At 66.2% G+C, this 12,256-nt stretch carries 13 protein-coding genes; 6 read left to right on the plus strand and 7 right to left on the minus strand.

Translation table 11 applies throughout. The annotated features are described in order from the left end of the window. The first annotated feature begins 1 nt into the window (after position 1). From BZF57_RS15495 to BZF57_RS15510, 4 genes are all read left to right on the plus strand, one after another. Positions 2–484, plus strand: a complete 483-nt coding sequence (locus BZF57_RS15495; protein WP_086739637.1) for a hypothetical protein — start codon at positions 2–4, stop codon at positions 482–484. 63 nt (positions 485–547) lie between these two features. Then, positions 548–1,183, plus strand: a complete 636-nt coding sequence (locus BZF57_RS15500; RefSeq protein ID WP_086739639.1) for a lysophospholipid acyltransferase family protein — start codon at positions 548–550, stop codon at positions 1,181–1,183. Then, positions 1,176–1,973 (plus strand): DUF1295 domain-containing protein, encoded by a 798-nt coding sequence (locus BZF57_RS15505; protein ID WP_086739641.1) that lies wholly within the window; start codon positions 1,176–1,178, stop codon positions 1,971–1,973. The genes BZF57_RS15500 and BZF57_RS15505 overlap by 8 nt, the downstream gene beginning before the upstream one ends. 141 nt (positions 1,974–2,114) lie before the next feature. Further along, a complete protein-coding gene (locus BZF57_RS15510; RefSeq protein WP_086739643.1) occupies positions 2,115–2,753 on the plus strand; it encodes a TetR/AcrR family transcriptional regulator in 639 nt (212 codons plus the stop codon). On the opposite strand, the gene BZF57_RS15515 is transcribed toward BZF57_RS15510, so the two are convergent. The 5 genes from BZF57_RS15515 to BZF57_RS15535 all read right to left on the minus strand — a co-directional run bounded on the left by BZF57_RS15515 (position 2,750) and on the right by BZF57_RS15535 (position 8,674). Continuing rightward, positions 2,750–3,259, minus strand: a complete 510-nt coding sequence (locus BZF57_RS15515; RefSeq protein WP_086739645.1) for a nuclear transport factor 2 family protein — start codon at positions 3,257–3,259, stop codon at positions 2,750–2,752. The genes BZF57_RS15510 and BZF57_RS15515 overlap by 4 nt on opposite strands. Positions 3,260–3,319: 60 nt before the next feature. After that, on the minus strand, positions 3,320–4,105 hold the full coding sequence (locus tag BZF57_RS15520; RefSeq protein ID WP_086739647.1) for a M50 family metallopeptidase: 786 nt from the start codon (positions 4,103–4,105) through the stop codon (positions 3,320–3,322). Between the two features lie 5 nt (positions 4,106–4,110). After that, entirely contained in the window at positions 4,111–5,247 is a 1,137-nt protein-coding gene (locus tag BZF57_RS15525; RefSeq protein ID WP_086739649.1) for an AI-2E family transporter, read from the minus strand. 16 nt (positions 5,248–5,263) lie between these two features. After that, positions 5,264–7,828: a DNA topoisomerase (ATP-hydrolyzing) subunit B gene (gene gyrB, locus BZF57_RS15530; protein ID WP_086739660.1), complete on the minus strand. Its 2,565-nt coding sequence runs from the start codon at positions 7,826–7,828 to the stop codon at positions 5,264–5,266. A gap of 96 nt (positions 7,829–7,924) precedes the next feature. After that, the gene (locus BZF57_RS15535; protein WP_086739662.1) at positions 7,925–8,674 is read right to left on the minus strand and encodes a PIG-L deacetylase family protein; all 750 of its coding nucleotides are present in this window, start codon (positions 8,672–8,674) and stop codon (positions 7,925–7,927) included. Positions 8,675–8,718: 44 nt separating this feature from the next. Here BZF57_RS15535 and BZF57_RS15540 point away from each other — a divergent pair, with 44 nt between their 5' ends. Together BZF57_RS15540 and BZF57_RS15545 are read left to right on the plus strand one after the other, a co-directional pair. Further along, complete coding sequence (locus BZF57_RS15540) at positions 8,719–9,459, plus strand: ZIP family metal transporter (protein ID WP_240506013.1); 741 nt, start codon at positions 8,719–8,721, stop codon at positions 9,457–9,459. Between the two features lie 39 nt (positions 9,460–9,498). After that, positions 9,499–11,052, plus strand: a complete 1,554-nt coding sequence (locus BZF57_RS15545; RefSeq protein WP_086739666.1) for a class I adenylate-forming enzyme family protein — start codon at positions 9,499–9,501, stop codon at positions 11,050–11,052. Between the two features lie 129 nt (positions 11,053–11,181). Here BZF57_RS15545 and BZF57_RS20865 read toward each other — a convergent pair whose 3' ends face one another. Together BZF57_RS20865 and BZF57_RS15550 are read right to left on the minus strand one after the other, a co-directional pair. Beyond that, positions 11,182–11,409 carry a hypothetical protein gene (locus tag BZF57_RS20865; RefSeq protein WP_143738519.1) on the minus strand — a complete coding sequence of 76 codons (228 nt, stop codon included), beginning with the start codon at positions 11,407–11,409 and terminating at the stop codon, positions 11,182–11,184. Positions 11,410–11,862: 453 nt separating this feature from the next. Continuing rightward, a complete protein-coding gene (locus BZF57_RS15550) occupies positions 11,863–12,174 on the minus strand; it encodes a UrcA family protein (RefSeq protein ID WP_162291029.1) in 312 nt (103 codons plus the stop codon). Positions 12,175–12,256: the final 82 nt, after the last annotated feature.

The following is a 12,256-nucleotide window of genomic DNA, read 5'->3' on the forward strand; positions in this document are numbered from 1 at the left end:
TATGCTGACCTTATCTGAGCTTTATGATCTGATGGTTCAGATGGGGGTTATTGGCGGCGCAATTACATCTATAATCTTCGCGATCGAAGCTGTGAAGTTTGTATGGCGATTTACAAATTCTCTTTGGCATGAGAGGGGTAGAAACTTTGTAATTCGGGAGATTTTGAAGAGTAGACGGATGAGAATGCTCTGTTTGAGAGATCAAACATTTTTTATCGCTGTACTTGGATCAAGAGCATTACAGTTTATTTTGTACGCTTTAGCGTCTTTTGTTTTTACAATTGCGATTATAAATTCAGAAAAATTTATACTTTCTAAGGAAGTGCTTAGGGGGTTTCTATATTTTTACCTGTTCATGGCGCAGATAGCTATGATCCGGCTCTGGTTCCTGCTGGCATACATTCGGGTTATGCGCCGGAAAGTCATGCTCGGTCTAAAGCCACGTTTGACGCGTCATGAAACCCTCCCCCACCCCCTTGCGTAGCTAACCCAAGTTAGGCCACAAGCACTTCAAGCCTTTTGGGAGAGGGCAGGGACATTGCCGCATATGCCGACCGCCGCCGCGCACGCCCGTGCGCCCTCGATCCTTTCGCGCATCGTGCGCCGCATCATACTTGCGATCTGGTACATCCGCGGGTGGAAGATCGAGGACCCGCTGCCCAAGCATCTCAAGAAGTTCGTGCTCGCCGGCGCGCCGCATACCTCCAACTGGGACTTCGTGTTCTTCACCGGCGCCACCCATGAAGAGGGCATCCGCCCCAACTTCATGGGCAAGCACACGCTGTTCCAGTGGCCGATGACGCGCTTCATGCTCGACATGGGGGGCCTCCCCGTCGACCGCCGCAGCCGCCTCAACGCCACCGAGCAGGTTGCCGCCGAATTCGCCGCGCGCGACGAGCTTGCGCTGGTGATCGCCTGCGAGGGCACGCGCAAGACCGACGGCAAGTGGAAGTCGGGCTTCTACCACATCGCCCGCGCAGCCAATGTCCCGATCGTCCCCGCCTTTGCCGACAATGCGAAGAAGCGCATCAGCTTCGGCCCGCCGATGATCCCGACCGGCAATTACGGCGAGGACCTGCTCAAGATCGCCGAGTGGTTCCGCTCCAAACTCCCCGATTACGAGCGCTTCAAGGTGCTGGAACAGCAGGCGCGCGACATCATCGCGGGCAAGAACGATGTTTGAACTCCTCGCGGTCAACGCCGCGATCCTGATCGTGCTGGTGCTGGTCCAGTGGGCGATCAGCGTGAAGATCGGCGATGTCAGCTTCATCGACGCCTTTTGGGGCGCAGGCATGGGCATCCTCGCGCTAGCGAGCTGGCTCCACGTGCGCGGCGGGCCGGGGGCGCTCGCCACGCTGATCTTCGCCATGACCGCCGCCTGGGGCTTCCGGCTCGGCATCTACCTCTTTCTGCGCTGGCGCCGCGAGGGCGAGGACAAGCGCTACCGGATGATCCTCAAGAAGGACCGCGAGGCCGGGCGCTTCGCCCAGGCCGCGCTGACCAAGGTCTGGCTGATGCAGGCGGTGCTGCTGTTCATGGTCTCGAGCCCCGCGCAGGTCGGCATCCTCGCGAGCGGCGCGCCCGCCCCGATCCCGCCGCTGGCGTGGGTGGGCTTTGCCGTGTGGAGTGTCGGCGTGTTCTTCGAATGGGTCGGCGACTGGCAGCTCGCCCGCTTCAAGGCGGACCCGGCCAATCACGGCAAGGTGCTCGATACGGGCCTGTGGCGCTACACCCGCCATCCCAACTATTTCGGCGACTTCGCCGCATGGTGGGGCATCTGGATCGCCTGCTCTGCGGCGGGCTGGGAATATGCGGCGGCGACCGTCGTCGGCCCGCTGTTCCTCAGCTTCACGCTGACCAAATGGTCGGGCGTGACGCTGCTGGAAAAGGGCCTCGACAAGTCCAAGGGCGACAAATACGCCGAGTACAAGCGGCGCACCTCGGCCTTCCTGCCCATGCCCCCCAAAGCATGATCGCGCGGAACTGGAACGGCGGCCAACCGTCTCCCGGACATGACATTTCCGTTGCTGCGTCGCACAAAAATCGACGAGCGGCCCTTTAAGCCCGCTCGCGGTTGGCCTATGTTGCTTTCCGCGCGAGGAGGCGCGAGCGACATGCCATTGACCGACACGGCCCGGGAAGCCGAGCGCGAACGTATCGCGCGTCATGTGCTCGATCTGGTCAAGGAACGCGGCGCGGAAGTGCCGTGGACCGTGGCGATGGCCGAAAGCGGCCTGACCCGCGCCCGGTTCGAAGCGCTGTTTTCCGATTACGACGACCTGTTCGATGCCGTCGCACAGACGTGGCTCGCCCCGCACATGGCGGTGATGGAGGAGGTGCTCGCATCGGGCCTGCCCCCGCAGCGCAAGATGTTCGAGTTCTTCCGTCGCCGCTTCCTGATCTCGCAGGCGCGCTTCCGCGAGGACCCGCACTTCTTCACGATCCTGTGCGAGATGGGCGCGGCAAATTTCGAGCGGGTGCGCAGCTATGTCGACCTTGCCGACCACTACCTGTGCGAGCTGATCGCCGAAGCGCAGGCCGAAGGCTTCTTCGGCGGGCTGGAGATCGACGAGGCGCTGTCGCTGATCAACCAGATGATCAGCAACTACACCCTGCCTGACGCACTGATCTATCTCGGCGACAAGCTCACCGAGCAGAAGCTGGCGCGGATCGTCGACACGATGTTCATCGGCCTGTCGGGCGAGGCAGGGGCGGATGCCTCGGGCGTGAACACGCTGAAGGTGGCGTCCTAAGCCTCGCTCCACCACGCCGTAGAGGGATCCTCGTCGCCGCGTGCGCCACGGCGCTGGAGGCCGTCGAACAGGCCGCCTTCCAGTGTCATCGTGGCGGGCGTCGTGCGGTTCCAGTCCATCACGTAGAGCCGCTCGGCGATCAGCCAGCGGCCCTCGCGGCGCGCGAGGGTGTCGAGGTAGCGGCCGCCGACCACCATCTCGACTTCGCCCTCCGGTGCCGGGATGATGTGGAGCGCGACGCAGTTGGTCTCGGCCTTGGCGCTGTCTCCGGCGATGCGCATCACGGTGTTGCTGATGTTGTGCTGGGTCAGCCGCATCGTGCCGAGGCCCGCCATCAGCCCGGGGATCACCTCGGCAATCGGGCGCGCGCCGTCGCCATAGTCGATCACCGCGTCGGGCGTGAAGGCGGCGGCGAGCTGTTCGGGATCGCAGCGGTCGATGCCACGGCAATAGAGCGCGAGAGTCTCGGCAATGGCGAGCCGGTCGGCGAGTTCGGTCAGGTCCATGGACGCAAGGCTACAGCGTAGCGGCGCGCTGCGGGACTGGCCAAAGCGTCAGCGACGCTCTCAGCGACGGGGATCGCGCTTGAACTGCAGGACGTTGGCCGGGAGCTTCCTCGGCGGCGGGCCCAGACGCTTGTCGGCGAGGGCATAGCGCAGCGCCGCGCCGGTCATGGTGGCCGAGACCAGCAGCAGGACGCCCGCCCAGATCCAGTGCGGCAGCCCCGCGACCGACGCGATCGCGCCGGTGTCCGACAGCATCGCCTGCCCGCCGAGCACGACTTCCTCGGTGAACAGGTAGTGCCAGTCGCTCAAGGCACTCAGCGCCGCCATCAGGCCGAGGAACTGGAGGCTGAAGCGCAGGAAGCCGGCCGAACCGCGCCACGCGACGAGAGCGATGATCGCGGCGGCGAGCGGCAGCGCCCACCAGCCGGTGGCCGAACGCACCCAGATGACCGTGCTCGCGATTATCACCGCCGCCACCAGCGCCAGCACCGGCCGCCACGCGCGCGGGTGCGCGCTGGCAACGATCAGCCCCGCCCCGGCGGCTGCGGGCGCGAGCGGGCCACCCGCGGCAATCACGGCCTGCACATAACGCGGTGCGTCGCCCGCCACGTGGTTCTCGGCGACGCCCGATCCGTTGGGGAAGATCACCAGCTGCTCGAAATGCTGGCCAAGCGCGAGTGCGGTCAACCCGTGCCCCATCTCGTGGAACCACGTCGTCAGGATGAAAAAGGGATAGGACAGGAACTCGCCGAAAGGCAGCGCGGGCAGCATGGTCACGATCAGCCCGGCGACGACCAGCCGCCCGATGGCCTCGCCGCGCGAGCCGGGTCTGACGAGGTACTGCACTGCCGTCAGGCCGGATCGGGCGCGTGGCCCGAGACATCGACGTGGATGTCGCTGTCATCCTGCCGCAGCGCTTCCTCGTCCTCCTCGCGCTGTTCGCGCAGGATCGACCAGCTGGCGAGGAACAGGCCCGCCACCAGCGGCCCCAGCACGATGCCCGAGAAGCCGACGAGACTGATGCCGCCGAGCGTGGTGATGAGGATGATCCAGTCCGGAATGCCGGTGTCGCGGCCGACCAGAATGGGGCGCAGCACGTTGTCGGCCGAGGAGATGATGAAGAAGCCGACCAGCAGCACGAACACGCCCTGCCACGTCGCGCCGGTGACCAGCAGGTAGAGCCCCGCTGGAAGCCACACCGCCCCCGCGCCGATCACGGGGACAAGCGCAAAGATCGTCATCAGCACGCCGAACAGCAGCGCCGAGGGCACGCCTGCGATCAGCAGCGTGATCCATCCGAGCGCGCCCTGCACCAGCGCCACGACGCCGGTGCCCTTGATGGTCGCGCGCACGATGCCGAGGAAGCGCTCCGCCAGCCGGTCGGCGATGCTGCGCTCCACCGGAACGGCGCACAGCACGGTCCGCCCGATCCGCTCGCCATCGCGCAGCAGGAAGAACATGACGTAGAGCCCGACGCCGAAGGACAGGAAGAAGCTCAGCGCCCCGCTGCCGATCGAGACCGCCTGACTGGCGATCATCCCGGCGCTTTCGGTGAGGAGGTCCTGCACCTTGGTCTGCACCATGACGATATCGGCCCAGCCGCTGCGGTCCACCGCCTCGCGCGCGAATTTCGGGAGCGAAGTGTAGACCGTGTCGAACAGCGCGGCGAGATCGATCGGCTTCTGCTGGAGCGTCGAGATCAGCACGATCGCCTGCTCCACCACCATCGAGGCGATCCACGCGGCGGGGACCAGCACGAGGATGAAGATGATCAGCAGGCTCAGCCCTGCCGCCGGGTTCCGGCGCCCGCGCAGCCGCCGCAGGACATTGCGGTACAGCGGCTGGAACATGATCGCCGCCAGCGCCGCCCACAGCAGTGGCTGGGCGAAGGGATAGACGATCACCGCCATCAGCAGGCTGACCACCACGAGGATGGTCAGGAAGCTTGCCTGTTGCAGGTCTCCGGTGCGGTTGGGCTGGGCGGCCATGCTGTCCTTCCGGGCCCTAGACGTCGAGGTTGGCGACGTTGAGCGCATTATCCTGGATGAACTCGCGGCGCGGTTCGACGATGTCGCCCATCAGGCGCGTGAAGATTTCGTCGGTCACATCGGCATCCTCGACCTTCACCTGCAACAGCACGCGCGCTTCGGGGTCGAGCGTGGTCTCCCACAGCTGCTCGGCGTTCATTTCGCCGAGGCCCTTGTAGCGGGCGATCGAGAGACCCTTGCGCCCGGCGGCGAAGATCGCCTCGAGCAGCTGGCTCGGGCGGCTGATCGTGCCGTCGACGGTGGCGACGGGCGCGGGAGCCGCTTCCTCGACCTCGCCGGCGAGCGGATCGCCGGAGGCAGGCGCGGCCTCGGGCTCGGGCTCTTCGGCCTCGGCACCGGCGCGCACCAGCTTGACCGGCTCGGCATAGGCTTCGGCCTGCGCGGCGGCGAGACCGTGGAGCTTGTGCGCCTCGGTACTGGAGAGGAAGCGCGCGTCGATTTCGTGGACGTCGGTGACGCCGCGCCATAGGCGCTCGAACACCACGGTGCCATCCTCACGCTGCGAGGCCGACCAGCGTGCCTCGCGGTCGCCGGCGCCCAGACGCCCGGCGGCACGGTTCAGCGCTGCGGCGAGCGCTTCGCCCGCCAGACCCGGCTCGAGCGCGCCGACCAGCGCCATCTGCTCCACGATCCCGCTGTCATAGCGGCGCGGCACGAAGGCGAGGAGGTTCTTGAGGCGCAGCGCCCCGTCGACCAGCGAACGCAGCTCTTCCGCGCCGCGGGTGCCGCCGGACGTCTCCAGCACGCGGCCCTGCAGCCCGGCATCGACCAGATAGCGATCGAGCGCGGCCTGATCCTTGAGATAGACCTCGCTGCGGCCCTTCGAGACCTTGAACAGCGGCGGCTGGGCGATGAACAGGTGCCCGCCCTTGATGATCTCGGGCATCTGGCGATGGAAGAAGGTCAGCAGCAGCGTGCGGATATGCGCCCCGTCCACGTCCGCGTCGGTCATGATGACGATCTTGTGGTAGCGCAGCTTCTCGAGGTTGAACTCGTCGCGGATGCCGGTGCCCATCGCCTGGATCAGGGTGCCGACTTCCTTCGAGGAGATGATCCGGTCGAACCGCGCACGCTCGACGTTGAGGATCTTGCCCTTCAGCGGCAGGATCGCCTGCGTCTTGCGGTCACGCCCCTGCTTGGCCGAGCCGCCTGCGGAATCGCCCTCGACCAGGAACAGTTCGGACTTGGCCGGATCGCGTTCCTGACAATCGGCGAGCTTGCCCGGCAGCGAGGCGACGCTCATCGCGCCCTTGCGGCTCATCTCGCGCGCGCGGCGCGCGGCTTCGCGGGCGGCGGCGGCGTCGATGATCTTCTGGATGATCGCGCGGGCCTCGTTGGGGTTTTCCTCCAGCCACTCGGTCATCTTCTCGCCCATCAGCGTCTCGAGCGGCGAGCGCACTTCCGAGCTGACCAGCTTGTCCTTGGTCTGGCTGGAGAACTTGGGGTCGGGCAGCTTGACGCTGACGATGGCGGTGAGACCTTCGCGCATGTCCTCGCCCGAGAGGCTGACCTTTTCCTTCTTCAGCATCCCCGACCGCTCGGCATAGTTGTTGAGCGTGCGGGTCAGCGCGGCGCGGAAGGCCGCAAGGTGCGTGCCCCCGTCGCGCTGGGGGATGTTGTTGGTGAAGGCGAGGACGTTCTCGTAGTAGGAATCGTTCCATTCGAGCGCGACGTCGATCCCGATCCCGTCCTTTTCCGCCGAGACGGCGATCGGCTCGGGGATCAGCGGCTGCTTGTTGCGATCGAGATACTTCACGAAGGCGGCGATCCCGCCCTCGTAATAGAGATCGTGTTCCAGCGGCTCTTCATGGCGCTTGTCGCGCAGCTTGATGCGCACGCCGGAGTTGAGGAAGGCAAGCTCGCGGTAGCGGTGCTCGAGCTTCTCGAAATCGAACTCTGTGACGTTCTTGAAGGTCTCGTGGCTGGCCTTGAAGGTGACGCGGGTGCCCTTCTTGAAGCCGTTGGCGTCTGCATTGCGATCCGACTTGGGCGCATCGGCGACGACCTTGAGCGGACCGACGGCGTCGCCATGCTCGAAGCGCATCCAGTGTTCCTGCCCATCGCGCCAGATGGTGAGCTCGAGCCATTCGGACAGCGCATTCACCACCGACACGCCCACGCCGTGGAGGCCGCCCGAAACCTTGTAGGCATTGTCGTCCGAGGTGTTCTCGAACTTCCCGCCCGCGTGGAGCTGGGTCATGATGACCTCGGCCGCCGAGACCCCCTCTTCCGAGTGCATGCCGGTCGGAATGCCGCGCCCGTTATCTTCGACCGAGACCGAGCCGTCGGGGTTCAATTCGATCAGAACGAGGTCGCAATGCCCCGCCAGCGCCTCGTCGATCGCGTTGTCGCTGACCTCGAACACCATGTGGTGCAGGCCGCTGCCGTCGTCGGTGTCGCCGATATACATCCCCGGCCGCTTGCGGACCGCGTCGAGGCCCTTCAAAACCTTGATGGAATCCGCGCCATATTCGTTGGCGTTGGGCAGCTTTGCGGGGGGTTGGTTGGTGTTCTCGTCCATGGCCCATCATATAGGGGCTTGAGGAGGGAAACCCAACTGCGGGACGCCCCCGAGGGCCGCTTTTCCACGGGAGTTCGGGAGGGGTCGACGAGTGGTTTAGAAGGCGGGGCGGAAATGCACCTTGCCGCGCCACATGGTCGCATCGAACAGGCCCATCATGCCCTGGCGGCTCGCCTCGGGAAACTGGGTGACGTGGCACAGCGCGGCGGCCTTGGCGGCGGCGAGATCGGCGGGGGTGTAGGCGATGGTCTGCGTCAGCAGCGCCGGATCGGTCACCGCCCAGTCGGCCATTTCGGCCACCTGCGGGAGAGCGCCTGACGCGATGCCGACATAGAGCAGCGCGGGGCGCTCGCCGGCGGGGCGGGCCTGCAGGATCTGGGTTGCGATGGCGCTCACGAGGCGGTGGTCGGCATGGCCATAGCCGCCGTCCGGGCCCCATGTCAGCACGGTCGCGGCTCCCGTCACATGCGGGGCCAGCGCCTTCGCCAGCGATCCGTCGCGCACGTGCTCGGCCAGCTTGCCGTCGCCGAAGCCGAGGTTGACGACCTCGGCCGCCCCGAGCGCCGTGCCCGAGCATTGCGCCTCGCCGCGGCGCACGGCGGCGAGCGCCTCGCCCTTGGAGAAGTCGGAAACCCCGGGCCCGGCATCGCCCGGTGTCGCCTGGACGATCGTCACGCGGTGTCCCTCTCTCGCAAGCGCGGCGATGGCGGGGGCCATGAACAGCTCGTCATCGGGATGGGCGACGGCCACCACCACGTGCGATTTCGGCGCATCGCCATCCGCGGCAGCAGGTTGCGACGCGGTCAGCGCAGCAAGCGCGGACAGGCAGGCACGGCGGATCATCATGGCTCTCTCCCTCGCCAAGGCTCCTGCCACGGGTGAGCGCGGCCATGCAACATTTGCGCGTGCCCGCGTGTAACCCCGCCATGATGCTGACGCTGATCGTGATTGCCGTGGTGTCGGGCGCGCTGCTCGCGGGGGCGGCGTGGGGCCTCTACGGCAAGCTCGGCCGCAAGACCGAGGGCTTCGTCGTCGCGCTCGCAGGCGGGGCGCTGCTGCTGTCGGTCGTAAGCGAGCTGATCGAGCCCTCGATCGAGCGCAGTTCGGTGATGGTGGCGATGCTCGGCGTGCTGGCGGGGGCGGTCACCTTTGCGGGGATCGACTACCTGATCGACGAGAAATGGGGCGGGCAATCGGGCGGGGGGCTGCTCGCCGCGATCACGTTGGACGGGGTGCCGGAGAACCTCGCGCTCGGCGTCGCGCTGATCGGGGCGCAGCCCTTGGAAGTGGCGGCGCTCGCGGGATCGATCCTGCTCTCGAACCTCCCCGAAGCCGCCGGCAGCGCGCGCGACATGGCGGGGTCGGGGGAGAGCAGGGGTAGGATCATGCTGCTGTGGGCGGGCACCGCGCTGCTGCTCTCGGCCGCCGCCCTGATCGGCAACCTCGCGCTCGAAGGCGTGAGCGAGCATGTGCTGGCGGCGATCCGCTGCTTTGCCGCAGGCGCCGTGGTCGCGAGCCTTGCGACCGAAGTCTTCCCCAAGGCCTATCGCGAGGATCACAACCTCGCCGGCGTCGCGACCGCTCTGGGCGTCGTGCTCGCCTTCGGGCTGGGAGCATTGGGCGGGAGTTGAGGCTCGACAACCGCGCAGGCCGCCATAAAGTGCGCCGCCATGACGACCTTCGATCCGCAAGCCGCGCTGGCCGAGCCTTTCGGCAACTTCCCCGACATCCTGATGCAATGGTCCCGCGTGAAGGGCGACGAACTCGCCCTCGTTGACGAGAAGCGCGAGGTTTACTGGGCCGAGCTGGTCGGCCTCGTCGAGCGGCTGGCGGCGCGGATGGTCGAGACGGGATTGCAGCGCGGGCAATCGGTGGCGATCCTCGGCACTTCGACCGTCGAATATGCGCTGGTGTTCCTCGCCGCAGTGCGGGCCGGGGGCGTGGCGGCGCCGCTCACCACCAGCGCGTCGCCCGAACAGCTCGAAGGCATGGCGAAGGATTCGGGGGCGATTCACCTCTTCATCGACGCGGCCAAGGCGGCGGAGCTGGGGCCGGATTTCATGGCCCACCTCCAGCGTGTGCCGCTGGAAAGCATCGATCAGTGGATGGCCCCTCCGGGCAGCCGCGCGCCGGACTTCGTTCCCGGGCCGAAAGACCCGTTCAACATCATCTACTCCTCCGGCACGACCGGTATCCCCAAGGGCATCGTCCATTCGCACCAGATGCGCTGGCGGCAATTCGCGACAACCGCGCTGTCCTATGTCGGCGCAGGCCTCGAAGTGCGCTCGCTCGCCTCGACGCCGCTCTATTCGAACACCACGATGGTCGCCTTCCTGCCGGTGCTGCTGGCGGGCGGATGCGTGCGGGTGATGGGCAAGTTCGACTGCGCCAAGTGGCTCGCCCATGCCGAGGCCGATCGCACGACGATCACCATGCTGGTGCCGGTGCAATACCAGCGGCTGATGGATTTCGCAGGGTTCGACGACTTCGACCTCTCCAGCCTCAAGCTCAAATACTGCACCTCTGCGCCCTTCTCGGCCGAATTGAAGCGCGAAGTGCTCAAGCGGATGCCGGGCGGGCTGATCGAGATCTATTCGATGACCGAGGGCGGCGTGGTGTGCCTGCTCGCGTGCCACGAATTCCCCGACAAGCTCCACACCGTCGGCCGCCCCGCGCCCGGGAGCGAGCTGAAGGTGCTCGACGACGAGGACCGCGAGGTGCCGCCCGGCACCCCCGGCAACCTCGTCGGCCGCAGCCTCACCATGATGAGCGGCTACAAGAACCGCCCCGACAAGACCGCCGAGGCGCAGTGGACCGATCCCGCGACGGGCGAGGTGTGGATGCGCATGGGCGATATCGGCCGCGTCGATGCCGAGGGTTTCGTCGAGCTGGTCGGCCGCGCCAAGGACATGATCATCTCGGGGGGATTCAACATCTATCCCAGCGACCTCGAGGCCGAATTGCTGAAGGAGGCGGGCGTGGCCGAGGCCGCGGTGGTCGGCGTGCCCTCGCGCGCCTGGGGCGAGACGCCGGTGGGCTTCGTGGTGCTGAAGGACGGCGCGGCGGAGCCCGCGGCGATCCTGGCGGCGGTCAACGCGCGGCTCGGCAAGACCCAGCGGCTCGCGGCGCTGCACCCGATCGCGGAGATGCCCCGCAGCCATATCGGCAAGCTCCTCAAGACCGATCTGCGCGCCGAGGCCGAGCGGATCGGCGGGATCGACTAGGTCTTTGTGGTCGCGCGATCGGCCGACAAAAACCGGTTCCCGCTTTTTGTCATCACGCTCCAGATACAGCTCGGCCCGGCTCCTCTGGTGAGGAACCGGGCCGGTCGAGGCGTGTGCCTGCTCGCGCGATTAGACGATGAACGTCTGGAACGCGGTGCCGCTCATGACAACGGCGAGCAGCAAGGCAACGGCCTTTTCGCTGATCATACGCATGGTTCTGTTTCCCTGTTTTGTTGTGGTTGGGGAGCCGGAGCGATCCGCTGGGGAGGGGGAGAGAGAGGAGACCGCTCCGGCCTGCGCAGCATATAAACACGTGCGCGCAATAATCAATCCTCGACAAGACTGAAAATAATTCATCAGCGCAATCGAAAAAGGCAATCACCGCGCGGCGGCGCGCGGTCGGGGCAGGCGCTGTATCGGCAGGAACAGCTCAAGACGCGGCCACCAGTTCAGGGGGGGGGAGGGCGGTGGCCGCGTCTCTTTCGCTGCATGTCCGGCACAGGGCCGGACAGTGACGGGGCAGGAGGGCCAAGCAGGGGGGAGCTGGCCAGTCCTACCGGTCGGCAGGCGGGCAACAAGACCGTTTTCGGCCCGTGTCGCCGGCGACGCGTCGGTTAGGAATTGCCGGGTTGGAGAGGAGGGCCCGGCACCGCATCGCTCAAGGGGCCAAGTGGTATTGCCGCGGCTCTATTTCAAATGCGAAAACACCATCCCCGATTGCATGAAACGCAACAATTAAGCATGCATGAGACGCAAAAACGGCCGCCGGATCGCTCCGGCGGCCGCCTTGTTTATCAACGGGTTGGCGCCTCAGTTGGCGGCAACCTCGCGGCCGCTGCGCGCTTCGGTAGCGGCGACGCGCTCGATCTCGGCGCGGGCGGCCACGCGAGCGTCGGCGACGCACTTGCTGTCCACCGCGCTGCGGGTGTGGGTGTAGCGCGAGGCGGCTTCGAGCTTGCAGGCCTTCTTCAGGCGCGCCTCGATGCGCGCTTCGAGCGCGGCGCGACCTTCGGGGGTGGTCACGTCGACATCGCCGTAACCGACGCGGACGGTGACGACGTCATCGGCCAGGGCGGGACTGGCAAGCGCGGCGAGAGCGATAAGCGGAAGAGTGAAACGCATGGGAAAACTCCGAAAGTTGAGAGAGGGTTTCGGGAAATCGATGCCGTTGTCCGGCATTCGGTTGCTGTTTGAAACTCTGGTG

The sequence above is a fragment of the Erythrobacter colymbi genome (assembly GCF_002155685.1).
In the GTDB taxonomy this organism is placed as follows: Bacteria; Pseudomonadota; Alphaproteobacteria; order Sphingomonadales; family Sphingomonadaceae; genus Erythrobacter; species Erythrobacter colymbi.